This window comes from Agrobacterium sp. 5Ca50 (assembly GCF_055381905.1).
Map to the genome: position 1 here is coordinate 508349 of NZ_AP026438.1, position 26262 is coordinate 534610.

At 54.8% G+C, this 26262-nt stretch carries 25 protein-coding genes; 8 read left to right on the forward strand and 17 right to left on the reverse strand.

The genetic code is table 11. The features are described from left to right. Positions 1-151: 151 nt before the first annotated feature. From dxs to ACZ5FM_RS02430, 7 genes are all read right to left on the reverse strand, one after another. Entirely contained in the window at positions 152-2071 is a 1920-nt protein-coding gene (dxs, locus tag ACZ5FM_RS02400; protein ID WP_464039593.1) for a 1-deoxy-D-xylulose-5-phosphate synthase, read from the reverse strand. 101 nt (positions 2072-2172) lie between these two features. Then, entirely contained in the window at positions 2173-3096 is a 924-nt protein-coding gene (locus ACZ5FM_RS02405; protein WP_250983185.1) for a pirin family protein, read from the reverse strand. A gap of 126 nt (positions 3097-3222) precedes the next feature. Continuing rightward, positions 3223-3477 (reverse strand): exodeoxyribonuclease VII small subunit, encoded by a 255-nt coding sequence (locus ACZ5FM_RS02410; protein WP_192487158.1) that lies wholly within the window; start codon positions 3475-3477, stop codon positions 3223-3225. Between the two features lie 2 nt (positions 3478-3479). Further along, the gene (locus ACZ5FM_RS02415; protein ID WP_464039594.1) at positions 3480-4415 is read right to left on the reverse strand and encodes a histone deacetylase family protein; all 936 of its coding nucleotides are present in this window, start codon (positions 4413-4415) and stop codon (positions 3480-3482) included. Between the two features lie 52 nt (positions 4416-4467). Continuing rightward, entirely contained in the window at positions 4468-5031 is a 564-nt protein-coding gene (locus tag ACZ5FM_RS02420) for a biotin transporter BioY (protein WP_250983183.1), read from the reverse strand. Between the two features lie 4 nt (positions 5032-5035). Then, entirely contained in the window at positions 5036-5668 is a 633-nt protein-coding gene (locus ACZ5FM_RS02425; protein WP_275640645.1) for a CbiQ family ECF transporter T component, read from the reverse strand. Next, complete coding sequence (locus ACZ5FM_RS02430) at positions 5665-6345, reverse strand: energy-coupling factor ABC transporter ATP-binding protein (RefSeq protein ID WP_464040412.1); 681 nt, start codon at positions 6343-6345, stop codon at positions 5665-5667. Before ACZ5FM_RS02430 ends, ACZ5FM_RS02425 begins: the two co-directional genes overlap by 4 nt. Before the next feature lie 154 nt (positions 6346-6499). Here ACZ5FM_RS02430 and ACZ5FM_RS02435 point away from each other — a divergent pair, with 154 nt between their 5' ends. Further along, positions 6500-7693, forward strand: coding sequence for a winged helix-turn-helix domain-containing protein (locus ACZ5FM_RS02435; protein ID WP_464040413.1), 1194 nt, complete (start codon positions 6500-6502; stop codon positions 7691-7693). Between the two features lie 32 nt (positions 7694-7725). Here ACZ5FM_RS02435 and ribB read toward each other — a convergent pair whose 3' ends face one another. The 3 genes from ribB to ACZ5FM_RS02450 all read right to left on the reverse strand — a co-directional run bounded on the left by ribB (position 7726) and on the right by ACZ5FM_RS02450 (position 13228). After that, positions 7726-8835, reverse strand: a complete 1110-nt coding sequence (gene ribB / locus ACZ5FM_RS02440; protein WP_464039596.1) for a 3,4-dihydroxy-2-butanone-4-phosphate synthase — start codon at positions 8833-8835, stop codon at positions 7726-7728. 10 nt (positions 8836-8845) lie between these two features. Further along, entirely contained in the window at positions 8846-9943 is a 1098-nt protein-coding gene (gene aroC / locus ACZ5FM_RS02445) for a chorismate synthase (RefSeq protein ID WP_464039597.1), read from the reverse strand. A gap of 132 nt (positions 9944-10075) precedes the next feature. Beyond that, positions 10076-13228, reverse strand: a complete 3153-nt coding sequence (locus ACZ5FM_RS02450; RefSeq protein WP_464039598.1) for a bifunctional diguanylate cyclase/phosphodiesterase — start codon at positions 13226-13228, stop codon at positions 10076-10078. Between the two features lie 305 nt (positions 13229-13533). Here ACZ5FM_RS02450 and ACZ5FM_RS02455 point away from each other — a divergent pair, with 305 nt between their 5' ends. Continuing rightward, positions 13534-13794, forward strand: a complete 261-nt coding sequence (locus ACZ5FM_RS02455) for a DUF1344 domain-containing protein (protein WP_192487853.1) — start codon at positions 13534-13536, stop codon at positions 13792-13794. Positions 13795-13837: 43 nt separating this feature from the next. On the opposite strand, the gene ACZ5FM_RS02460 is transcribed toward ACZ5FM_RS02455, so the two are convergent. The 4 genes from ACZ5FM_RS02460 to ACZ5FM_RS02475 form a co-directional block, all read right to left on the reverse strand. Then, the gene (locus ACZ5FM_RS02460; RefSeq protein WP_464039599.1) at positions 13838-14428 is read right to left on the reverse strand and encodes a histidine phosphatase family protein; all 591 of its coding nucleotides are present in this window, start codon (positions 14426-14428) and stop codon (positions 13838-13840) included. A 34-nt stretch (positions 14429-14462) separates the two neighbouring features. Beyond that, positions 14463-15281: an enoyl-ACP reductase FabI gene (fabI, locus tag ACZ5FM_RS02465; protein WP_192487166.1), complete on the reverse strand. Its 819-nt coding sequence runs from the start codon at positions 15279-15281 to the stop codon at positions 14463-14465. Between the two features lie 232 nt (positions 15282-15513). Then, a complete protein-coding gene (locus tag ACZ5FM_RS02470; RefSeq protein ID WP_464039600.1) occupies positions 15514-16647 on the reverse strand; it encodes a DnaJ C-terminal domain-containing protein in 1134 nt (377 codons plus the stop codon). 204 nt (positions 16648-16851) lie between these two features. Next, positions 16852-17214, reverse strand: a complete 363-nt coding sequence (locus ACZ5FM_RS02475; protein ID WP_371815226.1) for an RT0821/Lpp0805 family surface protein — start codon at positions 17212-17214, stop codon at positions 16852-16854. 148 nt (positions 17215-17362) lie between these two features. Here ACZ5FM_RS02475 and pdxH point away from each other — a divergent pair, with 148 nt between their 5' ends. Together pdxH and ACZ5FM_RS02485 are read left to right on the forward strand one after the other, a co-directional pair. Further along, positions 17363-17983: a pyridoxamine 5'-phosphate oxidase gene (gene pdxH, locus ACZ5FM_RS02480; protein ID WP_250983176.1), complete on the forward strand. Its 621-nt coding sequence runs from the start codon at positions 17363-17365 to the stop codon at positions 17981-17983. A 72-nt stretch (positions 17984-18055) separates the two neighbouring features. Then, on the forward strand, positions 18056-18679 hold the full coding sequence (locus ACZ5FM_RS02485; protein WP_464039601.1) for a hypothetical protein: 624 nt from the start codon (positions 18056-18058) through the stop codon (positions 18677-18679). A gap of 23 nt (positions 18680-18702) precedes the next feature. Here the strand turns inward: ACZ5FM_RS02485 and ACZ5FM_RS02490 are convergent, their stop codons facing one another. The 3 genes from ACZ5FM_RS02490 to ACZ5FM_RS02500 form a co-directional block, all read right to left on the reverse strand. Next, the gene (locus ACZ5FM_RS02490; RefSeq protein WP_464039602.1) at positions 18703-19212 is read right to left on the reverse strand and encodes a GrpB family protein; all 510 of its coding nucleotides are present in this window, start codon (positions 19210-19212) and stop codon (positions 18703-18705) included. Positions 19213-19218: 6 nt separating this feature from the next. Further along, on the reverse strand, positions 19219-20634 hold the full coding sequence (tldD, locus tag ACZ5FM_RS02495) for a metalloprotease TldD (protein WP_192487171.1): 1416 nt from the start codon (positions 20632-20634) through the stop codon (positions 19219-19221). 173 nt (positions 20635-20807) lie between these two features. Beyond that, on the reverse strand, positions 20808-21356 hold the full coding sequence (locus tag ACZ5FM_RS02500) for an invasion associated locus B family protein (protein WP_312943380.1): 549 nt from the start codon (positions 21354-21356) through the stop codon (positions 20808-20810). A 322-nt stretch (positions 21357-21678) separates the two neighbouring features. Between ACZ5FM_RS02500 and coxB the strand changes: the two genes are divergently transcribed. From coxB to ACZ5FM_RS02520, 4 genes are all read left to right on the forward strand, one after another. Next, complete coding sequence (gene coxB / locus ACZ5FM_RS02505) at positions 21679-22575, forward strand: cytochrome c oxidase subunit II (RefSeq protein ID WP_275640653.1); 897 nt, start codon at positions 21679-21681, stop codon at positions 22573-22575. Positions 22576-22591: 16 nt separating this feature from the next. Beyond that, positions 22592-24292 (forward strand): cytochrome c oxidase subunit I, encoded by a 1701-nt coding sequence (gene ctaD, locus ACZ5FM_RS02510; RefSeq protein WP_250983170.1) that lies wholly within the window; start codon positions 22592-22594, stop codon positions 24290-24292. 74 nt (positions 24293-24366) lie between these two features. Further along, entirely contained in the window at positions 24367-25332 is a 966-nt protein-coding gene (gene cyoE / locus ACZ5FM_RS02515; protein ID WP_464039603.1) for a heme o synthase, read from the forward strand. A 264-nt stretch (positions 25333-25596) separates the two neighbouring features. Then, entirely contained in the window at positions 25597-26202 is a 606-nt protein-coding gene (locus tag ACZ5FM_RS02520) for a cytochrome c oxidase assembly protein (protein WP_250983168.1), read from the forward strand. The last annotated feature ends 60 nt before the right edge of the window (positions 26203-26262 follow it).

The following is a 26262-nucleotide window of genomic DNA, read 5'->3' on the forward strand; positions in this document are numbered from 1 at the left end:
ACCGGGTGTGACGTCCCGTTTGCTGCAAAATCAATGTATCGAATATGGAGGGTTGATCTTTGCGCTAAAGCACGTTGCGGAGGCATCCTGCCCCTCGCAAACGATGTGCCTCCATGTCATCCATGGCATGATGGAGGGAAGGACGCCGGCGTTAACCGGCGTAACCCGTACCCGGCTGTGCCTGGCCCAGTGCCTTGAACACAGTGTTGACGATGCCAGCGCGGTCAAGCCCGGCATTGGCATACATGGTTTCCGGCTTGGCCTGTTCAACCCACTGGTCTGGCAATGTCAGAGTGCGAACCTTGAGGCCCGTATCCAGGAGACCGGCACTGGCCATGAAATGCAGCACATGGGCACCGAACCCACCCGCAGAACCTTCTTCAATGGTAAGCAGGACTTCATGATGGCTGGCAAGTTGGCGGATAAGGTCGAGATCCAGCGGCTTGGCAAATCGTGCATCGGCAACCGTTGTCGAAAGTCCGGCGGCGTCAAGATCTTCCGCCGCCATCAGGCATTCGGCAAGCCGTGTCCCAAATGACAGGATGGCAACCTTACTACCCTGCTTGATGACACGGCCTTTGCCAATTTCAAGGATTTCACCACGGGTTGGCATTTCAATGCCAACACCTTCACCACGCGGGTAACGGAAGGAAATAGGACCTTCATCATAGGCGGCAGCTGTGCGCACCATATGTTTGAGTTCGGCTTCATCAGCGGCTGCCATGACCACCATGCCGGGCAGGGTGGCAAGGAATGTGGTGTCGAATGAACCGGCATGGGTTGGGCCATCGGCACCAACAAACCCGGCGCGGTCGATGGGGAAGCGCACAGGCAGGCCCTGAATGGCAACGTCATGGACGACTTGGTCGTAACCGCGCTGCAGGAATGTCGAATAAAGCGCGCAGAACGGCTTGTAACCATCCGCAGCAAGTCCGGCTGCAAATGTAACGGCGTGCTGTTCGGCAATACCGACATCAAAGGTCCGCGACGGAAAGAGATCGGACAGCTTGTCGAGGCCAGTGCCGTTTGGCATGGCCGCGGTAACGCCAACGATCTTTTCGTCAAGCGTCGCTTCCTGCACCAGCGCTTCAGCAAATACGCTGGTGTAGCTCGGTGCATTGGGCTTGGCCTTGGCCTGCGCACCAGTAATGACGTCGAACTTGTTGACGCCGTGGTATTTGTCGGCCGCAGCTTCGGCAGGGGCGTAGCCCTTGCCCTTTTGTGTCACCACGTGAATGAGTACAGGCCCTTGCTGGTTGTCGCGCACATTGCGCAGCACTGGCAGCAGATGGTCAAAGGAATGACCGTCAATCGGGCCGATATGGTAGAAACCAAGCTCTTCAAACAGCGTGCCGCCAGTTACATAACCGCGGGCATGAGTGACGGCGCGTGTAATGGCGCGGTCGATGGTCTTGCCCAGATAGGCGGTCAGCTTCTTGCCGAAATCACGGATGCCCATATAGGTGCGGCCAGACGCCAGACGCGCCAGATAGGCGCTCATCGCACCGGTTGGCGGTGCAATAGACATGTCGTTGTCGTTCAGAATAACGATCAGGCGCGCATCGAGTGCACCGGCATTGTTCAGCGCCTCAAAGGCCATGCCGGCAGACATTGAGCCGTCACCGATGACAGCAATGACCTTGCGGTCGCTTTTGTCGAGTTCGGCTGCCACAGCCATGCCCAGACCGGCAGAAATCGACGTGGACGAGTGACCTGCACCAAAGTCGTCATATTGGCTTTCGGCCCGACGGGTAAAACCAGAAAGACCGTCTTCCTGACGCAGCGTGCGAATACGGTCACGACGTCCGGTCAGGATCTTGTGCGGATAACACTGGTGCCCGACGTCGAAGATAAGCCGATCTTCAGGCGTATTGAAAACCTTATGGATAGCGATGGTCAGCTCAACCACACCAAGGCCAGCACCGAGGTGGCCACCGGTACGGGAGACAGCATCGATCATTTCATCGCGAAGTTCCCGTGCCAGTTGGGGCAGGTCGCGGTCTTCAATCGTTTTCAGATCGGATGGAAACTGCACCCGGTCAAGCAATGGTGTTTCTGGCAATACGGTCAATCGTCCGGCCTTTATTCAGATGGCTCCAGCAGCAGATAAATTATCGCAAATCCATGTATTGCGAAATTCTGTCTGAGCAATTGGTCCACTTCTACAAAATGTCAACCTTGCGGCAAAGGAACAAACTCTTCTTCATCACCCGGAACAATGTCAAACCGGGCGGTTCTCCACTCTTCCTTGGCCTGTTCAATACGTTCTTTTGATGAAGAAACGAAGTTCCACCATATATATCGTTTGGAATTGAGGGCAGCCCCGCCAAACAGCATGATATGACAGCCTGTTTGTCCGCCCTTCAGCGTTATATTGTCGCCGGGGCGAAACACCAGCAACTGATCGGCGGCGAAAATATCGCCAGCAACATCCAGAGAACCGGAAAGAATGTAGATTGCCCGCTCTTCATGCATCGCGTCGAACGGGAATGTAACGCCGGGTTCGAGGCTGATATCAGCGTAGAGTGTATCGGAATAGGTTGTAACCGGCGAAACCAGTCCACCCATCGAACCAACAACGACACGGCCGCGTACACCTTTGACATCAATATCAGGCATATGTTCACGCCCGGTATGGGCAAAGGCCGGTGCCATTTCTTCCAGATGATCGGGCAGCGCCAGCCATGTCTGCAAGCCGGACATCGAAAGCGGATGCCCGCGCAGGTTCTCCGGTGTGCGCTCCGAATGAACAATGCCACGACCGGCCGTCATCAGATTGATATCGCCGGGGCGAATGACCAGTTCGGTCCCCAAGCTGTCGCGATGTTTGATCTCGCCGTCAAACAGATAGGTGACAGTTGAAAGGCCGATATGCGGGTGTGGCTTCACATCCAGCGCTTCACCGGCTTTCAAAATGGCAGGGCCCATACGGTCAAAAAAGATGAATGGCCCGACAAGGCGTCTTTGCCGGGTGGGCAGTGCCCGGCGCACTGCAAAACCGCCAATATCACTCGAGCGCGGAATGATCAAGTTTTCGATCGCGTCGCAACTGAATGCATCACCGGCGGCAGGATCGTTCCCGGGAAAAAAGGACATCGTGTATTTTCCTTCTTATTTCCCGGCAAACTAGCACAGATGAACGAAATTGGCAGAGCACGTCTTGTGAACAGCGTGTACTGTTTTTGAACCGATCAACTTAAAGCGGAAATCCGCCTGAACGACTTATTCGCCGTCGAGCGGCTCAACACCCTGTGGTGCACCATTCCGATCAAGGCGGATTTTTTCGATGCGCTTTTCTGCGGCGGTCAGCAGGTTTTCGCAATGCTTTTTCAGGGCTTCGCCGCGTTCGTAAATCTTGATGGAATCATCAAGTGCAACATCACCACGTTCAAGACGGGCCACGATGCTTTCCAGTTCCGCGACAGCTTTCTCGAAAGAGTAGCTGCTAACATCGGTTGCGCTGGTCGTGTCCGTCATATTCAACCCTTCATCATTCTCAAAATATGCATGGCCGCCGATTCCGCCAGCCCTTCCAGATCATAACCACCTTCAAGCAGGCTGACGACCCGGTTCTGACAATATTTGTCCGCCATCTCCAGAAGTCGGCCCGTTGCCCAGTCGAAGTCATCACCAACCAGATTGATATGCGCCAGCGGATCGCGGTAATGGGCATCAAAGCCGGCAGAGATGATAATCAGGTCCGGCGAAAAATCGGAGATCGCTGGCAAGATGCGGGATTTGAACGCCTCACGGAAATGATCGCTGCCGGTGTTGGGAGACAGAGGCGCATTGACCACGTTGTTCTTCACGCCGGTTTCGTTCTTGTCACCGCTCCACGGATAAAGTGGCATCTGGTGCGTGGAGCAGAACAGCACGGAGGTATCTTCCCAAAAGATATCCTGTGTGCCGTTGCCATGGTGAACGTCCCAATCGACAATGGCCACGCGTTCAGCACCATGCACTTTCTGTGCGTGGCGTGCGGCGATAGCGGCATTGTTGAACAGACAAAAACCCATGGCTTTTGACGTCTCCGCATGGTGGCCGGGAGGGCGTGATGCCACAAACACGTTATCGGCGGCGCCGGAAAACACATCATCCACCGCCGCCATAGCCGCGCCAATGCCGGTCAATGCGGCCTTAAGGCTTTTCGGTGAAGCATAGGTGTCGGCCTCAAGGCGGTTGATACGGCCTTCCTCTTCCGGAATTTCCCGCATCACGCTCAGAAGATGTTCTTCCGGATGTGCCAGAAGCACCGCGTCCTCATTGGCCTGCGGCGCCTGCTTGCGCTCGAGGCCGCCGAAATTCGGGTGCTCCAGCGCAATGTTGAGCGACCGTAACCGATCGGGGCGCTCAGGGTGCCCCTCCGGTGTCAGGTGTTCAAGAAAAATGGGATGCTCATAAAGACGTGTGGCCATGGTCTATCCAGGTGTCTTTTCGAAAAAAAAGGATCGGATGTGGGGATTACGGTCAGGCGCGATGCGGCAAAAGCGGATAACCCGCCAGAACTGCACGCCCTGCAAGTGCCGCCAGAACAGCCTTGAGAACGTCACCTGGAATGAAGGCCAGCGAACCAAGGAAAGCTTTTTCCAGACCCGTGCCGGCCGCGTAACCCAGATAAGGCACACCGAAAGCATAAAGCACCACAACACCGCCGGTGACGCTGGCAATGAAGAAACCAACGCCTTGGACCAGACCGGACTGCTGACGATTGACCAGTTTCTCCGAGAGGTAACCGGTGACGAAGGCAGCAAAAATCCAGCCGATCAGATAACCAGTTGTCGGCGTGTTGAAAATCGACAGACCTCCGCGACCGCCCGATAGCACCGGCAGGCCGATGGCGGCAATCAGGATCGTCAACAACACGGCCAGCGTGCCACGTTTTGCGCCAAGCACGACACCGGCCAGCATCACACCGAGAGACTGCGCCGTAATTGGAACGGGGATAATGGCGACCGGAATTGGCGGCAGCAATCCAAGCGCAATGATGATCGCTGAAAACAACGCAATAAGAACGAGGTCACGGGTCTTCATGGGTTTAGTCTCCCCTCAAAATATCAGGAGATGAGGTTTGGCCTCTGAAACCGCGCGCGTCAATGGCGTCGGCAATCGCATCCGCATCCTTTAACGTCATAATAATCAGCGGAACAAGGATTGTGTGCAATTTCGCCCGTATCCCGCGTGCCCGATGGGCGTCCTGCAACAACTCGTAGCGGTGAACGACCTCTGGTACGAAACGAATAACCAGCCCAACCGCAAGGCCGATGTCAGCAGCCTTGGCCAGTCCCAGTTTTTCCAGCGGACGAATGGCAAGCGTGATTTCGTCCATGAACTGCGAGATACTGACACTTGCCGTTATCGCGGTTGCCAAGAGCGTGAGCGCAGTTAGACGAAAAAGGGCAATGGTGGCTTCCAGCGGTGAGGCAAACACGAAGCTAAACAAGGCGATTACCGTAATCGTCAGCATGACCGGCCGCAGCCGCGATAGGGTTTCTTTCAAGCCCAGATGTGCCTGCCACAACACGCCACCACCGACCATTAGCCCGACGGCTAAGAGAAAGGGATCGCGCGTCATGAAAAGTGCAATGCTGAACAGGGCAAGCGAAATCAGTTTGATGCGTGGCGACAAACGGTAAAGCCAGCCGGTTCCCTCAACGTGCAGGCTTCTCATGACAAGGCCAATTCGCGGTAGAGGCTGATGGCATTAGCAGGTGACGTATCGGCATGCAGACTACCCTGATTGAATACCAGCACACGATCGAAAGTTTCCAGCAGGGCAAGATCATGGGTGATGACAATCAAGTCCTGCTCCAGCCCAGCCATTGTTTTTTCCACAAGCGCACGGTTCTTCAGATCAAGCTGGTTGGTCGGTTCATCCATGATCAGGATTTGTGGGCCGGTTATGGTCAATGCGGCCAGAGCCACCAGCTGCAACTCGCCACCGGAAATCTCATGAGCGCGACGGTTTGCCAGATGTTCGATGCCAAGACGTTGCAAAACGGCTTCAACTGCGGCATCCAATGCCGCCTTGCTCAGTCCGCGGTTTTTCAATCCGAAAGCAATGTCATCGCGAATAACGGGCAGAATGATCTGGTTTTGCGGGTTCTGGAAGATAAAGCCGACCTGCCGCAAAACGGCGACATCATCCTTGACGGTGTCGAGCCCGTTGACCGTGACGGTGCCGCTTGTTGGTTTGGTCAATCCGTTGATCATGCGAGCAAAGGTGGTTTTGCCGGAACCATTCAACCCGATAATACCGATACGGTGTTCTTTCAGCGTCAGGCTCAGAGGGTGAAGGGCAGTGCGGTTTTCAAACCGTGCGCCCGCCTGGTTAAAGCAGATGTCCAACCGCCACGTCTCCTGAAATACGATCATTCTTGTTCAAGCTTACGCGGAACGTGTGGAGCATCTGAACGGACCTGTAAAGGGTTCAGCAGGGGTGATGATTAAGAACAAAAAAAGAACATTGATTTTCAGATTTTATCGCACTAACGTTTCGACCATGGCGATTGAGATTGAAAATCAGATGGCACGACGGTTGTTTCTGGCAAAGCAGGGGCTTTGTGCCGCGCCTGCACGTGCCATGGACAAACAGGGCCTGTTGCAGCTTGTCGATAATATCGGCTTCGTTCAGGTGGACAGTATCGCCACCGTCGAGCGCGCCCACCATCAGATCATCTTTTCACGCAACCGCACCTACAAACCCAAGCATCTGACCGAACTTCTGGAAAAGGATCGGTTGCTTTTTGAGCATTGGACGCATGATGCCTCCATTCTGCCGTCTCGATTTTTTCCCTATTGGAAACACCGTTTCCGCCGCCGCGAACCGGGTATGATTGAGCGCTGGACCAGATGGCAGGGCGAGGGGTTCCGTCAGGCTGTTGACGAAACCTACGCACGGATTGTGGAGAACGGTCCGGTCATGTCACGTGACGTGAAGGCCGAGGATCATAAGTCGGGCGGTTGGTGGAACTGGCATCCTTCCAAAACTGCCTTGGAATTTCTGTGGCATACCGGCAAGCTGTCGATTTCTGGCCGGGTGAACTTCCAGAAGGTTTATGATCTGACGGAACGGGTATTACACCCTGATCACCACGAATCGGATGTCGATCATGATGCGTTTCTTGACTGGGCCTGCCGCGAGGCACTCAAACGGCTTGGTTTTGCAACCTCGGGCGAAATCGCTGCCTTCTGGGATATCGTGACACCGCAGGAAGCTAAGGCCTGGGTTGACAGCCACCGCAATGAATTGACCGATGTGATCCTTGCGTCAGCTGATGGTAAAAAACTGCGTGCCTGTGTCGCCTTCCGCGACATTGAGGATGATTTGCAGGCAGTGCCTGAGCCGCCAAGTGGCATTCGTGTCCTCAGCCCTTTCGACCCGTTGCTACGCGACCGCGCTCGGGCGGAACGACTGTTTGGCTTTTTCTACCGTATCGAAGTGTTCGTACCCGAAGCCAAACGGCAATACGGTTATTACGTGTTTCCGTTGCTGGAAAAGGACCAGATGATCGGCCGCATCGATATGAAGGCGGATCGCAAGCGCGGAACGTTGGACGTAAAGCGCTTGTGGCTGGAGCCGGGTGTACGCGGTTCTGCCGGGCGTTTTGACAAGCTGGATGCCGAGCTGAAACGGCTGGCACGATTTACCGGTGTCGAGAGCGTCAATTATCTGGAGGGCTGGAAAGGGAACTGATCCCCTTTCACCGGTAATCTAAAACTCTGCAATCAGCAGATTTCGGTCTCTGAGATATTGATACCAAAACCCTCAAGGCCAACATAGTGACGCTCGCGGCTAGCCAAGAGCTTGATCGAACTAATGCCGAGGTCTTTAAGGATTTGTGCGCCTAGACCAATTTCCAGCCACTCATGTTCGCGTGAACGAGCCTGTGCATGATCCTCGTCAATGGCTGTCTTTTTGCGGTTGCGGCTTGGGTCACTTGCTTGACCAACACCGACAGAGCCTTCACGCAGGTAAACGATCACGCCGCGGCCCTGTTCAGCAATTTTTTGCATATAGTGCTGCACCGGCTGCTTGTTGCCGAAAATGTCATCAGCAACATTTTCAGGATGCAGACGCACCGGAATATCGACGCCGTCACGGATATCACCAAAGATAATCGCCATGTGCTGCATCGGATCCCAAGGCAGCGAATAGGTCTGCGCCTTGGCAGGACCATAGGGCGTTTCGATGGTAAATTCAGATTCCATGTCCACCAGCGTTTCCTTGCGCTGGCGATAAGCGATGAGATCGGCAACCGAAACCTGCTTCATGCCATGGGTCTCGGCAAAAGCTGAAACCTGCGGGCCACGCATAACGGTGCCGTCATCATTGACCAGTTCACTGATCACGCCAATCAATGGCAGGCCCGCCAGCTTGCACAGATCAACGGCTGCTTCGGTATGGCCGGAGCGCATCAAAACGCCGCCTTCACGCGACACCAGCGGGAATATGTGGCCGGGGCGGGTAAAGTCGGCCGCGCCGACATTGGGATTGGCAAGGTTGCGAACCGTCAATGTACGGTCATCGGCAGAAATACCGGTCGTGGTGCCGTGCTTGAAGTCGACGGACACGGTGAAGGCCGTGGTGTGGGCGCTATCGTTTTCTGCCACCATCGCATTGAGGTTCAGGCGTTTCGCCTCCTCACGTGGCATGGGCGCACAAACGATACCCGACGTGTGGCGCACGATGAAGGCCATTTTTGCTGCCGTGCAATGCACGGCAGCAACGATCAGATCACCTTCGTTTTCACGATCATCATCATCCATGACAACAACGATCTCACCGGCTTCGAAGGCGCGGATTGCTTCAACGACACGCTTTTGATCATAGGCCATGTTCAGTTCCCTACTTCAGACGGCCGGTCTGGCCACGATCCCGCAGATAATGATCAGCAACAGTGCATGCCACCATCGCCTCACCAATCGGCACAGCGCGAATACCGACGCAGGGGTCGTGACGACCCTTGGTGCGAAGATCGACGTTCTTACCGTCAGCATCAATCGACTGGCGTTCCGTTAGAATGGAGGAAGTTGGCTTGATGGCGAAACGTGCAACGATCGGTTCACCGGTCGAGATGCCGCCGAGAATACCGCCAGCATGATTTGAAAGGAAAATCGGTTTGCCGTCATTGCCCATGCGCATCTGGTCGGCATTTTCTTCACCGGTCAGTTCGGCAGCGGCGAAACCTTCACCGATCTCGACACCCTTTACGGCATTGATCGACATCAGATTGCTGGTGATGTCCTGATCGAGCTTGGCATAGATTGGCGCGCCCAGTCCGGCTGGCACATTTTCAGCGACCACTTCGACAACCGCACCAATCGACGAACCGGCTTTGCGAATGCCGTCGAGATATTCTTCCCAAACCGGAACCATCTTTGCGTCCGGGCAGAAAAACGGGTTCTGGTCGATCTGGTTCCAGTCCCAGTTATCTCTGTTGATCTTGTGTTTGCCGATCTGCACCAGTGCGCCACGCACAGTGACCTGTGGCAGAATTTTTCGCGCCAGGCCGCCGGCCGCCACACGGGCTGCTGTTTCTCGCGCCGAAGAGCGGCCACCACCACGGTAATCACGAATGCCGTATTTCAGATCATAAGTGTAATCGGCGTGCCCCGGCCGATATTGGCGGGCAATTTCGCCGTAATCCTTAGAGCGCTGATCGGTATTTTCGATCAGCATGGAAATTGGAGTGCCGGTGGAAATGAATGTTTCGCCATCCTCATCCAGCATCACGCCGGAGAGTATCTTGACGATATCGTCTTCACGACGCTGCGTCACAAAACGGCTTTGGCCGGGTTTGCGCTTGTCGAGATAATCCTGAATGTCACGCTGGGTAAAACGGACGCCGGGAGGGCAGCCGTCAACGACACATCCCAAGGCTGGACCGTGGCTCTCGCCCCAGGTGGTAACGCGGAAAAGATGACCGAAAGTATTGTGCGACATGTATTCAGACCAAGGCAATCGCGGCCATGTGTGAAGGCCGCCTTGTTGATGAAAGCAAAGCTGTCATAGTGGAAAAAGGAAAGAAGGCAAAAGCCTTTCTTCCCGTGCGGCAAGAGAAACGGCAATCAAGCCTCAGGAGGCCATCGACCAGACGCCAGATTTTGCTTGTGCGGAAAAGTCTTCTGCGCTCAGCGGTTTGGCAAAGGCATAACCCTGCAAGAGGTCACATCCCATCTGCGCCAGCATGGTGGCATGATCCATGCTTTCCACGCCTTCCGCCACGGTTTCGATGCCGAGCGAGCGGGCAATGTCGATAATCGAGCGAACAAGCGCGCGTTCCTGCGAGGCCTCAAGAATCGGCATGACCAACTGACGGTCGATCTTAAGACGCTTCGGCTTCAGTCGCAGCAGACTGACGATCGAGGTGTGACCTGTACCGAAGTCGTCGACCTCGATATCAATGCCCAGTGCTTTGATCCTTTCAATATTCGATGAGACGAGGTGTTCGCTCTCATCGAGAAAGATCGACTCCACCAGCTCAAACGCCACTTCACCGGGCATGATGTTCAAATCAGCCAGGCTTTCCATCAGATTTTCGTTGTTGAGGCGCCGCAGCGACACGTTCACCGAAACGCGGGGCAGGGTAATGCCCTTCAGGTTCCACAGGCGTTTGTCGGTCAGCGCCGTTTCCAGCATCTGCCGATCAAGCGATGCCATGACGTTAAGGTCTTCGGCGATTTTCAGGAACTTGTCTGGCGTGACGATACCACGTGTCGGATGGCGCCAGCGTATCAGGGCTTCAGCGCCGACAATCTGCCTGGTCCTGGCGCAGAACTGTGGCTGGTACCAGGTTTCAAACTCGCCGTTTTCGATGCCGACCAGAATCTCATCGGCTATACGTTTGGTGTTGATAACCTCAGCCTGCAGGTTCTGCGTAAAGAACTCATAGCGGTTACGGCCCATGCTTTTGGCACGGTAAAGGGCAAGGTCGGCATTGATCAGCGTCTTGCGGGCATCTGCATGTATGCCCTCACCAAATGCAATGCCGATGGAAACACCGCAACGGCAGGAGAACCCCTCAAAATCCAGAGGTTGGCGGAAAGCATCGATGATATTGAGCGACAGTTCCTTCAGGGTGTCGCGGTCGCAATTGTTCTGCACGACAATCACAAATTCGTCGCCGCCAATACGCGCCACTAGATCGTCCTGATGCACATATTGTTTGAGGATTTTGGCAGCGTGAATAAGCATGGCGTCGCCGGCCGCGTGGCCAAGCGTGTCATTGATCTGTTTGAAGCGATCAAGATCCAGATGGATGATCGCAAAACGGTTGCGGCTTTTGACCTCCCGTTGCGGCAGCGCATCCAGTTCAAGGTCTAGCTTGCGGCGGTTGAAAAGGCCAGTCAACGGGTCATGCAGCGAGTTATGCTCAATGCGGTTCTTGGCAATTTCCAACTCGGCATTTTTGGCTTCCGCATCTTCCTTGGCGGTCTGTAACTGCTGCGCCAGCAGCATGTCGGCGGTAATATCGAAGGCAATACCGACGATTTTTCCCTCGCCACTACGCCCTCTGTAAATCTGTCCCACGGACCGGACGTAACGCACCTCGCCAGAGGGCAGGCGGACACGCTGGATATCTGACAACTGCGTGTTGTTGGCGGTAGACGTGTCAGCGCGTCCAGCCGCAGTCTCTCGGTCTTCCGGCACAAGGCACTGCAACCAGCGCTCACGGGTCACGTGACCGTCGCCAACATAGTCCAGCTCGTAAAGCTGGTGCATGCGTTTGTCCCAAATTGCCCCGTTCTGGTTGAGACGCGATTCCCATGTGCCGCACTGGTAGGATGCAAGTGCAAGGTCCAGACGACCAGAAAGTTGCTCCAGATCCTGTTCGCGGCTGAACAGCTCCTGCAGGGCAAGTTCAAGTTCCGCGTTTTTGATTTCACTGGTCGACATCGCATCGCGCAGATTTTGCGCCATCATGCTGTCGGCAGACACATCCCAGGCAATTCCGGTCGTGCGTCGTGTGCCATCCGGTCTGGTGTAGTTGGCACCGGCTGAGCGAATATAACGGATGGAGTTGTCCGCCAGTTTCAACCGGTAGATTTGCGAGAAGGTCTTGGTGCCGAGCATACAGTTAAAGACGTAGGCTTCCGTGGCCGCGCGGTCCTCCGGAACAATCATGCTTAACCAGCTCTGCAGCGAAACATCCTGTTCCAGCATCTGGAGGCCGTGCAGGCCGGAGGCACGCTCGTCCCAGAAACAGCGCTCTCCATGTTCATCCAGTTCCCAGATGCCAATGTTGGAGGATTCCATCGCCAGCTTGAAGCGTTGGGAGATTTCCTGCAATCGGCTTTCACGGGCGCGAAGCACAGCAATGTTGCGGTTGCGTTCGGAAATCAGGAAGCTCGCGATAAAAATCGGCAGGATCATCGCAATTGCAGCGGACGACAACATAAGCCGGAAGGTGCCTTTGCCTTCAGGCAAGGCATCCCAACCCTTTTTGGGGCTGGCCATGATGTCCCAGGAACCACCGGGGATATTCAGCTGTCTGATAGCAGGCTGCGAATTGACGATATGATCTGCGCCGATGAAGGCCGTGGATGTGTTGCTGTTTTTCAGCGCGACCTGCAACCCGTCCATTTCGCGGGCAATATCATTGTCGGGATGGGCGTTCGCCGCATCCAGAAACTTGTCCTGGTCGATAACAAGAACGACCGCGCCATGGCCGTTAGCCTGGTCTGTTTCGCTGTCCATGATCGGAACGACGAGAATAAGGGCACCATCCTCTGCATTGCTCATGATCGGTGCAGTCAGCTTGGTATCGGCAGATGTTCCCTCACGAATTTCCTCAAGCCGCTTTTCCATCATCTGCCTGATTTTCTCTTTCGGAAAATCTGAGACCCATTGGGCGGGGTAGATGTTCTGCAGCTGGTAGCCGGGCGCAAGCCCGATACTGATGAAATGGCCGCTGGAATTCAGGTTATGTTCGGCGAGACTGCCAAACCGCTCAACCGGATCGTTGGAAACATTGATCGTGGAATGGGCCAGCGAGCGGATCAGGCTGACGTCATGATCAATGCGTGCAGATAATCTGTTGTGCAAAAGCTGTGACAAGTTATGCGCCGTGGTCCGCAATTCGGTGCGGAAATTCTCATCATGGCGCATGTCCACGACAAGAACGGCGATAATCACAATGCAGGAAAGCAACACCGATGCGACAATTGAACCGCGATAAGTACGTGAAATGCCCGTATATTTTTGCTGGAAAAAAGATGCCGCACTCAAATCGGGAAAACTCTCCTCGCCAAAAAGTGTGCCGTGTTACGGAAATACTGCGCAATACAGCACAGATTTCACAGGCATTCTCATTTTACCCAGGCTCGCACTATAGTGGACGCGAGTTAATTTAGACTTGAAATTTTACTTGGCACGGGATGGTGGGGAAATCTCTTTGCGGCCGCTTGATTGCACTAAAAATTCAGGTCATCAATTGCGCCAAAATGTCATTGTTACGGGCGAATTCCGCCACAATCAGGAGGCAAATCTTGTCACAGGTTTTGATGGCGAATGCGCTTGGGAAGGTTAAGTCGATGCGTTTGATGATTGCAGCACTGTTGGCGACGGCAAGCTTCTTGTCTCCGATCAACGGCTTCGCTCAAAGTGCGGATGTCGAATCCACCATCAGCAAGGTCGACGAAAATGGCCTGACCATTACCCTAAGCGATGGCAAGAACTACAAGGTACCGGAGGAGTTTAACTTCGAAGGGCTGAAGGCCGGCGTAAAGGTCGTCGTGTTCTACACCGAAGTTGATGGCAAGCGCGTCGTTGACGATCTGGAAGTCGTCCAGTAACGCCGCAGTCATCGACCTGTTTTGAAGAATAAGGACTGGCTGATTACAGCCAGTCAGCCGTCTTATCGGCAAGCGAAATTTTCAGGATTCGGTCCTGCGGAATTTCCGTGTTAGCCGCAACTGCAGTATCCATTCCCGTGACCAGCCTGAAAATTGAGCGGATAACGCCGCCGTGGCAGACACAGACCGTTGGCTTGTCGACAGACGACAGCCATGCCCCTATGCGCCATGAGAGAATCTCATAACTTTCGGCATGTTTACCTGGCGGGATAAAGTCCCATTTAGCCCGGTTTCGGGCCTTAACGCGGTCAGGCACTTCCAGTTTCAGCTCGGGCAGCGTGCGGCCTTCCCAGTCTCCAAAGGAAATCTCGACCAGTCTATCGTCGGTTCTATAGTCGAGTGCAGGTAGCTGCATCGCGCCGCGGATAAGCTGCATTGTCTCGCGTGTACGGCCAAGCGGGCTGGCCACGAAATCAAACTGCGAGACAGTATCACCAAGCAGGTCGCCCAGCGCCTTGCCGTTTGCAACCGCCTGGCTGCGCCCGAAGTCATTCAGCGGTATGTCTTTTTGCCCTTGAAGGCGGCGTTCGGCATTCCAGTCGGTCTGTCCATGTCTGATTACATAGATAAGCACGCGTATCCTTTCGCCGCCTTCCGGCGTATTTCAATCAGTCTTTCACTACGGAAATGTCTGGCGCATCCACGGCCTTCATGCCGATGGTGTGGTAACCCGAATCGACGTGATGAATTTCGCCGGTAACGCCGGTCGAAAGATCAGACAGCAGATAAAGCGCAGACTTGCCGACTTCTTCGATGGACACGGTACGCTTCAGCGGCGCGTTATATTCGTTCCATTTCAGGATGTAACGGAAGTCACCGATGCCGGATGCAGCAAGCGTCTTGATCGGGCCGGCCGAAACCGCGTTGACGCGAATGCCGCGGTTACCAAGATCAACCGCCAGGTAACGAACGCTGGCTTCGAGAGCAGCCTTTGCAACGCCCATGACGTTGTAATTCGGCATGACCTTTTCCGCACCGTAATAGGTGAGGGTGATGATCGAGCCGCCATCATTCATGATAGGCTCTGCGCGCTTGGCAACAGCCGCCAACGAGAACACCGAAATGTCCATCGTGCGGTTGAAGTTGTCACGGCTTGTATCGAGGTAACGGCCCGTCAGCTCGTCCTTATCGGAAAACGCGATGGCGTGAACAACGAAGTCGATCTTGCCCCAATGCTTTTCCAGCGCAGCAAAAACCTCATCGATTGTTCCGAGGTCCGTCACGTCGCAGTGGCCGGCCATGAACGCGCCCAGCTCTTGTGCCAGCGGTTCAACGCGCTTTTTCAAAGCGTCGCCCTGCCAAGTCAATGCAAGCTCGGCACCTGCATCGGCGCAAGCCTTGGCAATGCCCCAAGCGATTGAGCGGTTGTTTGCAACGCCCATGATGAGGCCGCGTTTGCCAGCCATAAGGCCGGATGTCTGAGCCATGTTATGCTCCCTGATACCTACAGCGTCCTTGTGCGTTTGAGAAAACGCACAAGGACGCTGTAATATTTTAAGTTGCTGCAAGATTTTCACCGCAAATCGATTCCGATTTAGGGTGATGCAGTGGATTGACCTGCCTATGGCATAGCCTGCTTGCCGGTTCAAGCAGGCAGAGGATCATCTCCTGTTAGGGAGTGTCACAAAGGGTGCTTGACCAACAGGTTTCGTGAAAATGTCACAAATAAAGGCCCTGACGCATATGGCGCATCAGGTCTGTTACCTTTTCGTCGGGCTTTTCCAGAAGCACGATGCGGATTTCCATTACCAGATCACCACGTTCGCCCTTGTCGTCGTAGAGACCTTTACCAGGAATACGGATCGTCTGGTCGGAACCGGACCATGCCGGCACGGTGACGGAAATTTCGCCTTCGGGAGCCTGCAATGTAGTCTCACAACCGAGCACGGCATCCTGCAGCGACACCGAAAGAGGAGTGTGGATATCGTAGCCATTGATCCTGAAATTGTCGCTGCGTGCGGCAAGCAGGGTAATGGTTAGATCGCCGCGCTGCATGCCGGGAATCTTCAGGCCCTGACCCCTAAGCCGTACGATATGACCGTCGGTCATGCCAGGCTCAATCTGGAACCGGACCTCGCGTTCGTCGCTCAGCGTCAAGCTGACAGATTTCTTTTCCAGGAAATCGCTGACAGTGACAGTTGCTTCTGCGGTGATATCAGGCGCTTTTTCAATCACCTGGCTTGTGCCCGTCAGGCGCTTGAAAAGGGATGTGATGAATGATCCGGCAGCAGCAATAGCCGCCGGTGTCTTGTCACCGGATCCATCGGTTTCGGAATAGGCCTGAGTCTCGTCTGATGTTCCGTTGCCAGAAGTGCCAGTCGTACCGGAAGTGCTGCTGTCGCTTGCAGAGGTTTTTGCCTGCTGCTGGCGCGCCTGCGCACCAAAAATCCGCTCCAGCATATCTTCCGGGGCTTCGGGTGCTGTCGCATCGACAGGCTTGCCGGAGGCAGTGCCCTGCGGTTTGCGGGCCTCGGCCTTTGCCAATTCTTCCATCAGCTTTTCGGCAGCCTTTGCGCGTTCGGCGGCCTCACGGGCGGCTTCGCGCTGCTGCATGATGGTTTGCTCGCGGTGTTTTTGTGCCGCTGCCTTGCGCGCCTGATCATAGCGGTCGCGCTTTTTGGGATCTTTCAGAACGTCATAGGCCTGCCCAACCTCGGCAAAACGCTGCGATGCATTGGGGTCATCCCGGTTCTGGTCGGGATGGATTGACTTGGCTTTCGAGCGCCACGCCGCCTTGATCTCGTCGGCGGGAGCGTCACGTTTGACGCCAAGCACGGAATAAGGATCACGCATATGAACCACCGGTAACGCTTTTCCCTGTTCTTCTCATCATGAGAACGAGGGTGAAAATACACTTGCGGTAAGCTGGTCGCGATCATTCGCGCCCTCTTCCTGCTTAAACTGCACAAGACTTTGGCGATAAGTTGCTAATCAGACCTTTACGCGGGCGGTTCAGCCGGGTTCCCGGCGGGTTTTCGCGTGGATAAGGTAAATAGATTATTTCTGGTTGAAGCGGGTCATCAACCATTCGCCCGCTTCTGAAAGGCACGTTTGGCCCGAATAGCTGGCGATACCCTCATAGGAATGACGGGTGGTGTCGAAGTTGCGGCAAAGGAAGCCGGTGGAGTTGTCTTCGCGAATGGCGGTAATCACGCCAGCACTGCCGGTTGTGGTATTGGCCCAGGGAAGGGGAGAATTGGATAGTTTTGAAAGATCGGCTGACGTTACGGCATTGCGCACGGTAACATCGTCTGTCTGAACAGTGGGGCGGTTGCCACCGGACACGGAGGCCGTGGAAAGGCTGGTATCAGCCTTGTCGCCACCAAACAGGTTGAGGCTGCTGACACACGATGTAAGCATCAAAACAGCCGCCATGCTCAGGAAAACACCTGCGCCTGTTTGCAAGCTGCTCTTTGTTCGCCTGTTCGACTTTGCTATGACGTTCACCATCTTCATGCCGGAGATCATCTCCGGGTTTGCCAATCAGTTCAGGAGCTTTTTATTCAATATGTCTGAAAGTGGGTTAACAACCGGTGACTTCACCGAGGAAAACGAACCCTTTGCTCTTTTCGGGCAATGGCTGAACGACGCAACCGCGTCCGAGATCAACGATCCGAATGCGGTCGCACTGGCAACTGTCGATGAATACGGCATGCCGAGCGTCCGCATGGTTCTCCTCAAGGATTTTGATGAGCGAGGGTTCGTATTCTATACGAACTTCGAGAGCCGCAAGGGACTGGAAATTCTTGGCCAGAAAAAGGCAGCCATGTGTTTTCACTGGAAATCCTTGCGCCGACAGGTCCGTATCCGTGGCGACGTGGAAACTGTCAGCGACGAAGAAGCGGATGCGTACTACGCGTCCCGCCCGCGTGGCAGCCGCATCGGAGCATGGGCGTCCAAGCAGTCGCGCCCGCTGGAAAGCCGGTTTGCGCTGGAAAAGGCCGTTGCCGAATATACCGTACGTTATGCGGTTGGAGACATTCCGCGCCCGCCGCATTGGTCCGGTTTCCGTATCCGCCCCGTTACCATCGAGTTTTGGCACGATCGTAATTTCCGCCTGCATGACCGGGTGGAATTCAGACGCGACACGGCAGAAGGTGACTGGAGCAAGGTACGCATGTACCCGTGAGCATCTGTCCGGTGCGTGGCGGATTGGCACCGCGCACCGGACACACAGTGTATCTTGATGATGAGTATTCGCGTGTTGTCCAAGACAAAGTCGTTTCAGGCCGGGCTGTTTGCCCGTGTAATAAAAGCCACCTGTGTTCCGGCCCTAGCATTGTGTTCCGTGGTGGCTTTGACACTCAGTGGTTCTGCGCATGCCATGGACGAGGTGGTCATGAAAGCGGCGATGGCGTCGTTCGGCGAAGCGGTGCAAGCGCAGCGGCTGGAGAATGAGATTGCCGTTTACGTAAAATCAGGTGATCTCGAAAAGCTCACGCAGTTGGCTGAAGATATTCAGGCCAAGGATGGAGAGTTCCTCAATATTCTGACGCTGATCGTCGAACAGCAGGAACAGGATGTCAGTGAAGAGCTGGCGCTGATGGCGGTTGATCCACACCAGATTGCTTTGCAAATGGGGCCATGTCACCACGCCAATATTGCCATCCGCTCCTTGGCGCTGATGATCGCTGATGGCGCCGAACCCACCATCAGAAATGATGTCGTCATGGTTGATGGCACGCAGCTCGACAATGTCTTTGCTGAAACCATCAATCGCTGTGAGCGTATCAATGGTTTGCCGCAGCGTGTGCCGCAGATCGGCTCATTATGTATGATGACCGGTAACTGTTCCGATGATCCGGACCTCGCACCGCAGCCCTGATACATTTGCCTTGGCATTATCTTTTACAAATCGCGCACAGCTGCGTCGATGATTGTGTTGATGAAGTCGGTCTTGGCGCGCGTATAGGCGTCGCCATCATATTCATACTTTTGTGCCAGTTGCAGTTTTAACCGCTGGTACTGCCGAGCAAGTTGGCTGTTCTCGCGCAGCCTGTCCCTGAACAAAACACGGCGGGTATGGGTCAAACTATCAGGCGGACATCCATAAAGACGCTGATGGAGTAGGGCGCCGCGACGCAAGAACGCCCAGACGCCGTCGCCATAACGACTGCCGCGTGGTTCATAACCAGCGTCTTCCAGAGCGGCTCTGCAAGAATCCATCTCAGTGAGATCATTAAGGATGATGTCTACATCGATACAGGGCTTGGCAGACAGGCCAATAACGGCGGTGCTGCCAATATGCTCGATATCTAGGAGTTTGCCCGGCAGAAGGATGTGTATGTCCTGCCGGATTTTTTCGAATTCAAGTGGCCATGAGGCATCATAGGAAACGATTTCAACCTTCGTTCCCATGAGGGTTTAAGCCTGTGTGCCGCCGACGGTGACCTGATCCATGCGCAGGTGCGGCTGGCCAACCCCAACTGGAACCCACTGGCCTGCCTTGCCACAGTTGCCAATGCCGGTGTCGAGTTTCATGTCGTTACCAACCATAGAGATGCGCTTCATGGCATCCGGGCCGTTGCCAATCAGCATTGCGCCCTTTACCGGCGCACCGATCTTGCCGTTTTCGATCAGGTAGGCTTCGGTGCAGCCGAACACGAACTTGCCGGAGGTGATGTCCACCTGACCACCACCGAAGGATACTGCATAAATGCCCTTCTTGACCGAAGCGATAATTTCTTCCGGCGTCTTGTTGCCGCCCAGCATGTAGGTGTTGGTCATGCGGGGCATTGGTACATGGGAATAACCCTGCCGCCTGCCGTTGCCCGTCGGCGTCATACCCATCAGGCGGGCATTCTGACGGTCCTGCATGTAACCGACCAGTTTGCCATTTTCGATCAGGACATTGTAGGCAGACGGTGTGCCTTCATCATCGATGGTGATGGAGCCGCGACGGTTATCTATGGTGCCATCGTCAACCACGGTCACATCAGGTGCTGCAACCATCTCGCCCAGCAAACCTGCAAAGGCTGAGGTTTTCTTGCGATTGAAGTCACCCTCAAGGCCGTGGCCAACCGCCTCATGCAACATCACACCCGGCCAGCCGGAACCTAGCACGACATCCATGGTGCCGGCGGGCGCATCGATGGCGCTCAGATTAACCAGTGCCTGACGCAACGCCTCGTCGGCGCCGCGTTGCCAGTTGTCTGTCGCGATAAAATCACCAAAGCCGACACGTCCGCCCGACCCGAAGGAGCCGCTTTCCTGGCGGTCGCCTTCTCCGGCAATAACGGAGATGTTGATACGGGTCATCGGGCGAATGTCGCTGACACGGTGACCGTCGGCACGCAAAATATCAACGATCTGCCAGCTTGCCGAAACCGATGCCGTCACCTGACGGACCTTCGGATCCTTGTCGCGAAGATAGGTGTCGATATCCTGCAGCAGCTTCACTTTTTCTTCGAAGCTTGGTGAACCGATCGGGTTCTCGTCACCGTAAAGCTTGCGGTTTGTTCCCTGTGGAGCGGCAGCGTAAGAACCGGAATAACCCTTCGTTACGGCAGAAACAGCATCCGCCGCGCGTTTGAATGCGCCTTCAGACAACTCACCGGCATGGGCGTAACCGACAGTCTCGCCGGCCACGGCGCGCAGGCCAAATCCCTGGTCGGTGTTGAAGCTGCCGCCCTTCAGGCGACCATTGTCGAAGGTCAGTGATTCCGCCTGCGCATGTTCGATAAACAGTTCACCGTCATCCGCTCCCGAAAGAGCATCTGCCACAAGCGCGCGCATCTTTGCTTCGTCGCAATCAAATAGGGACAGAAGATCTTTCGTCATCACATGCTCCATCGGTTTGCCGTGGTTGCCGTCACTATCGGACCTAATCCCTGATAGCGCAGACCATAGCGTAAAATTATGAAGGGCGTCCGCCGGGTCTGCGAACGCCCTCAAGGTATGATGTAGGCTCTGGTGGTCGCTGGCGCAAGCAGGCCAGCGGTCAGGCAATCTGGTTAGGGGAGTGCGTCGTACCCTTCGGAAAAGCCGGAAAGTTCGATCGGAATACCAACACGATCCTGATCAACCGATTCCCGCAGCGCAAAAACGGCTGCCTTACCGGCACGCAACACCTTCATCAGCTCGTCGTCAATGTCCACTTCCACGTAGCAACCTTCAGAGAAACAACGTGTGAAATAGGCGCGGCCGATATTGTTGTTGTCGACGTAAAGTTCCATCCCGTCTTTCAGCAGCACGCCAAGCGGCGCCAGAATGCGCAGGATGCGGGATTTACGGTCAGCGGTCTTTAGCACGACAACGGAGAGACCAACTTCGGGCCTGTCATCCGCAATCACGTTCTGCATCAGCGCACACTGCTCTTCAGACGCACCAGCCGGCTTGTCGCAAATCACCGACCACGATCCATGGTTGGAACGCGCCATGCCCGGAGCGGGTGGCTGGCCGGGTGCAGGCTGCGGTTGCTGTGCCATGACCGATACTGTCGGCATGATGATCGCTAGTCCCGCGGCTGCAAGCACAGTGCGGGCAAACGGGGTGAAACCCATGAGTACCTCTGGAATTCGAATCAATGCGGCTATTTTGCCCTTCGCTCAAGGAAATGAAAGCCTTAATCCTTCAATTCCAGTTGAGTGCGGCGGAAATTGGACTTCCCCGTGAAATCTTCAAACAAGCCTGATATGCCAGCTACTTCATGTTTTTTAGATATAAACGATGAAAAACATTCTGAAATTGATGAATGCCAAAAAGCCGCACCCGCTTTCGATTGCGGATATTGCGGCGACGTGCAAACTATGGTTTGAGTTTATTCTATAGCATGGATTCTGCGTTTGAGTTTGAGATGGATCAAACGCGTGAGGGAGAGATACCGTGATTAACAGAATTTACGTGGCGCTGGGGGCATTTTTCTGTCTGCTCACGGCTGGCGGCGCCCATGCCGACCAGCCGGTACATTGGCAAATGGGGATGCAGGAAGCTGCCACAATTATTATGCACGACATTCGTGCGTTTGAGCAGTACACCCTGTGGTTCATTGTGCCGGTTACGCTTTTTGTGCTTGCGCTGCTGATCCTGGTGGCAATCAAGTTTCGTGCAGCCGCCAATCCGGTTGCATCCAAGACCAGCCATAACACGGCAATCGAGGTCGTCTGGACACTGGCGCCAGTTCTGATCCTGCTGTTCTTGGCTTTCCCGTCTTTCAAGCTGTTGAATGCACAGCTTATTCAGCCGGAAAATCCGGACCTGACATTGAAGGCGACTGCGACGCAGTGGCTGTGGAGCTATGAATATGCGGCGGCTGAGGGGGCCGAACCCGTATCTTTCGATAGCTACATGCTCAAGGAAGAAGATAGAGACGCCGCCGGCAAGACCGACAAGGCTGTTTATCCGCGCCTTCTGGCTGTCGATAATGAACTGGTCGTTCCGGTTGGCAAGACCGTTCGCCTTCTGGTGACGGCTGCTCCGACAGATGTTATCCATTCTTTTGCAATGCCAGCCTTCGGTATCAAGATCGATGCCGTACCGGGCCGTCTGAACGAAACATGGTTCAAGGCTGACCGTGAAGGTCTTTATTATGGTCAATGTTCCGAGCTTTGCGGCAAGGATCATGCTTTCATGCCAATCGCCATACGAGTGGTTTCCGAAGATCAGTACAATAGCTGGCATGCCGCCGCAGGCTCTGACCTGGGCGCAGCCAACAAGGCACTGACTGCTTCTGTCGAGGGTGGGGTAAGCACCGTCGAAGTGGCTGGAAACGAAACCAAGTAAAGGTAGGGTGAGGCAAATGGCTGGACATTCCGCACACGACGACCATCACTCTCATGGTCATTCCGCTCACAACGAGCACGTGCATGACGAACATCATGCACATACACCGGGCTTTTTCGCCCGCTGGTTCTTGTCGACGAACCACAAAGACATCGGCACTCTCTACCTGATTTTCGCGATCATCGCGGGTATCGTCGGTGGCGGCCTTTCGGTTGTCATGCGTATGGAGTTGCAGGAGCCTGGCATTCAGATTTTCCACGGTCTTGCGGCCATGGTTTATGGTTTTGAAGGCGATGCCGCTATCGATGGCGGCAAGCACATGTTCAACGTGTTCACCACTGCACACGCCCTCATCATGATCTTCTTCATGGTGATGCCGGCGTTGATCGGTGGTTTTGCCAACTGGATGGTGCCGATCATGATCGGTGCGCCTGACATGGCTTTCCCGCGTCTGAACAATATTTCGTTCTGGCTCATCGTTCCGGCATTCATTCTGCTTATCCTGTCGCTTTTCGTGGAAGGACCAGCAGGTGCTTATGGTGTCGGTGGCGGCTGGACGCTTTATCCGCCACTGTCGACAACCGGCATGCCGGGACCGGCGGTTGACCTTGCGATCTTTGCGCTTCACGTTTCAGGCGCATCTTCGATCCTGGGTGCGATCAACTTCATCACCACCATTCTCAACATGCGTGCGCCGGGCATGACCCTGCACAAAATGCCGCTGTTTGCATGGTCGGTTCTGGTAACTGCGTTCCTGCTCTTGCTCTCCATGCCTGTTCTGGCTGGTGGCATCACCATGCTGCTGACTGACCGTAACTTCGGCACTGCATTCTTCTCGCCGGAAGGCGGCGGTGACCCGATTCTCTACCAGCACCTGTTCTGGTTCTTCGGTCATCCGGAAGTGTACATTCTGATCCTGCCTGCTTTCGGCATCGTCAGCCACATCGTTTCGACGTTCTCGAAAAAGCCGGTATTCGGTTACCTTGGCATGGCTTACGCTATGGTCGCCATCGGCGCCGTCGGCTTCATCGTTTGGGCCCACCACATGTATACGGTTGGCCTGTCGCTGGAAGCACAGCGTTACTTCGTGTTCGCCACGATGGTTATCGCCGTTCCGACCGGCATCAAGATCTTCTCGTGGATTGCCACGATGTGGGGTGGCTCACTCAGCTTCCGCACACCGATGATCTGGGCTATCGGCTTCATCTTCCTGTTCACGGTTGGTGGCGTCACGGGCGTACAGCTCGCCAATGCCGGTCTCGACCGTTCGCTGCATGACACCTATTACGTGGTTGCACACTTCCACTACGTGCTGTCATTGGGTGCGGTGTTTGCGATCTTTGCAGGCTGGTACTACTGGTTCCCGAAGATCACCGGTTATATGTACAGCGAAACCATTGGTAACATTCACTTCTGGGTAATGTTCGTGGGCGTGAATCTGGTGTTCTTCCCGCAGCACTTCCTCGGTCTTGCAGGCATGCCACGTCGTTACATCGACTATCCGGATGCCTATGCCGGCTGGAACATGGTGTCGTCCTACGGTTCTTATATTTCCGCAGTGGCTGTTCTCATCTTCCTTTACGGTGTATGGGAAGCCTTGGCGAGGAAGCGTGTTGCGGGTGATAATCCGTGGGGCGAGGGTGCAACCACCCTTGAATGGCAGCTTTCCTCTCCGCCTCCATACCACCAGTGGGAACAGCTTCCGCGCATTCGCTAAGGCGAAATGACGTTGGTACAAGGATATCGCGCCGATGCGCGCGGTATCCTGATTGAATCAGGATTAAGTTTGAAATGACTGTTATCGACAATCACGACGTATTGGATGCGAAAGGCTCTGGTCTGTCAGAAGCCGGTGCTCGTGATTATTTCGAATTGCTCAAGCCACGCGTTATGTCGCTTGTCGTATTCACAGCATTTGCCGGTCTTATCGTGGCGCCAGGCAGCCTTAACCCGGTACTCGGCTTCATTGCCATTCTGTGTATTGCGGTTGGCGCAGGTGCCTCCGGCGCGCTCAACATGTGGTACGATGCTGATATTGATGCGGTGATGACCCGTACGGCAAATCGTCCGGTGCCTTCCGGTCGCGTTGCGCCCGGCGAAGCGCTGGCATTCGGCCTTACGCTGTCGGCCTTCTCGGTGATGATCCTTGGACTGGCGCTGAACTGGCTTGCCGCAGGCATCCTTGCCTTCACCATCTTCTTCTACGCCGTGGTCTACACCATGTGGCTGAAGCGCTCGACACCACAGAACATTGTGATCGGTGGGGCGGCCGGTGCTTTCCCGCCGATGATCGGTTGGGCCTGTGTGACCGGCGATGTGACGCTGAACAGCGTTCTCCTGTTCCTTATCATTTTCCTCTGGACGCCTGCGCATTTCTGGGCGCTGGCCTTGTTCAAGATGAAAGATTACGGTTCCGTCGGTATCCCGATGATGCCGAATGTAGCGGGCGAATCTTCTACCAAGAACCAGATGCTGGCCTATACGTTGCTGACCTCTGCGGTCGCTGTCGCGCCATCATTTACCGGTCTTGCGGGGGTTGGCTACGGCATTTTCGCGGCCGTACTTAGTGTGATCTTCATCTATTTCTCTCTGACCGTGCTGCGCATGCCGGAAGGAGATGAAAAGATGGTTCCTGCGAAAAAGATGTTCGCCTACTCGATCTTTTACCTGTTCGCGATCTTCTCTGGACTTCTGGCCGATCACTTCGTGCCATCATTCCAGACGTTAATGGCGGGGTGGGCCTCATGGAAACAGTAAAACCAAGCGAAGCAGAAAAGAAATCCAGACGTGGAAGAAACATCGCGCTCGGCCTTGTATTGGCGGCGTTGGTGGTCCTTTTCTACGTCATTACGATCATCAAGATTGGATCGCACTAGAGCATGTCGCGCAATACTGCGCTGCGGTCACCTCTGACGCAACAATGCGGGGAGAAATGGCGGGCAGTGCAGGAATTGCATCTTAAAGGTCGTTATACGCCCGGAGTTTTTCGAAGCGCGTAACGAAAAAGGGAGGAGGAGCGAAATGACAACGGCAAATGTAGGACCTGCAAAACGCACAGGGAACGGCACAATTCTGGTGCTGTGCCTGGTATTCGTTTGTGGCATGGTCGGCATGGCCTATGCCGCCGTCCCTCTCTATCGCCTTTTTTGTCAGGTCACCGGTTATAACGGCACCACGCAACGCGTAGAGCAGTACTCCGAGACCATTCTTGATCGCACCGTAAAGGTGACGTTCGATTCCAACACATCCAATGGCCTGAACTGGGACTTCCGTCCGGTACAACGCTCAATCGATCCTAAGATCGGTGAGACGGTCGAGGTTCGCTTCAAGGCGACCAACCGGTCTACGGTCCCGACCACGGGCACAGCTGTCTTTAACGTGACGCCGATGGAAGCGGGCGCCTATTTCAACAAGGTTGAATGTTTCTGCTTTACGGAAACCACCTTGCAGCCGGGCGAAACGCTGGAAATGCCTGTGGTGTTTTTTGTCGATCCGGATATCGTCAAGACGCGCGAAACAAAAGACATACACACAATGACTTTGTCCTATACTTTCTATCCGTCAAAGACGGACAAGCCGGTGGCAGCGCTGCCGGTGAAAACAGAAGGTCAGGAACAGAAACTTTGAGAGAGGGAATCGCACGCTCTGATCGGGAGGGTGTGATTTTGGGAAAGCAGTCAATTCGGG

Coding starts and splice junctions, on each gene's coding strand:
- ribB (WP_464039596.1), bottom strand. CDS start 8,835: ATGGCCTATGATCAAAAGCGTGTCGTTGAAGCAATCCGCGCCTTCGAA.
- tldD (WP_192487171.1), bottom strand. CDS start 20,634: ATGACGAAAGATCTTCTGTCCCTATTTGATTGCGACGAAGCAAAGATG.
- ACZ5FM_RS02470 (WP_464039600.1), bottom strand. CDS start 16,647: ATGCGTGATCCTTATTCCGTGCTTGGCGTCAAACGTGACGCTCCCGCC.
- ACZ5FM_RS02410 (WP_192487158.1), bottom strand. CDS start 3,477: ATGACGGACACGACCAGCGCAACCGATGTTAGCAGCTACTCTTTCGAG.
- aroC (WP_464039597.1), bottom strand. CDS start 9,943: ATGTCGCACAATACTTTCGGTCATCTTTTCCGCGTTACCACCTGGGGC.
- ACZ5FM_RS02415 (WP_464039594.1), bottom strand. CDS start 4,415: ATGGCCACACGTCTTTATGAGCATCCCATTTTTCTTGAACACCTGACA.
- ctaD (WP_250983170.1), top strand. CDS start 22,592: ATGGCTGGACATTCCGCACACGACGACCATCACTCTCATGGTCATTCC.
- pdxH (WP_250983176.1), top strand. CDS start 17,363: ATGTCTGAAAGTGGGTTAACAACCGGTGACTTCACCGAGGAAAACGAA.
- fabI (WP_192487166.1), bottom strand. CDS start 15,281: ATGGCTCAGACATCCGGCCTTATGGCTGGCAAACGCGGCCTCATCATG.
- ACZ5FM_RS02500 (WP_312943380.1), bottom strand. CDS start 21,356: ATGGGTTTCACCCCGTTTGCCCGCACTGTGCTTGCAGCCGCGGGACTA.
- ACZ5FM_RS02420 (WP_250983183.1), bottom strand. CDS start 5,031: ATGAAGACCCGTGACCTCGTTCTTATTGCGTTGTTTTCAGCGATCATC.
- ACZ5FM_RS02455 (WP_192487853.1), top strand. CDS start 13,534: ATGCGTTTGATGATTGCAGCACTGTTGGCGACGGCAAGCTTCTTGTCT.
- ACZ5FM_RS02405 (WP_250983185.1), bottom strand. CDS start 3,096: ATGTCCTTTTTTCCCGGGAACGATCCTGCCGCCGGTGATGCATTCAGT.
- ACZ5FM_RS02435 (WP_464040413.1), top strand. CDS start 6,500: ATGGCGATTGAGATTGAAAATCAGATGGCACGACGGTTGTTTCTGGCA.
- ACZ5FM_RS02520 (WP_250983168.1), top strand. CDS start 25,597: ATGACAACGGCAAATGTAGGACCTGCAAAACGCACAGGGAACGGCACA.
- ACZ5FM_RS02490 (WP_464039602.1), bottom strand. CDS start 19,212: ATGGGAACGAAGGTTGAAATCGTTTCCTATGATGCCTCATGGCCACTT.
- ACZ5FM_RS02475 (WP_371815226.1), bottom strand. CDS start 17,214: ATGCTTACATCGTGTGTCAGCAGCCTCAACCTGTTTGGTGGCGACAAG.
- ACZ5FM_RS02425 (WP_275640645.1), bottom strand. CDS start 5,668: ATGAGAAGCCTGCACGTTGAGGGAACCGGCTGGCTTTACCGTTTGTCG.
- cyoE (WP_464039603.1), top strand. CDS start 24,367: ATGACTGTTATCGACAATCACGACGTATTGGATGCGAAAGGCTCTGGT.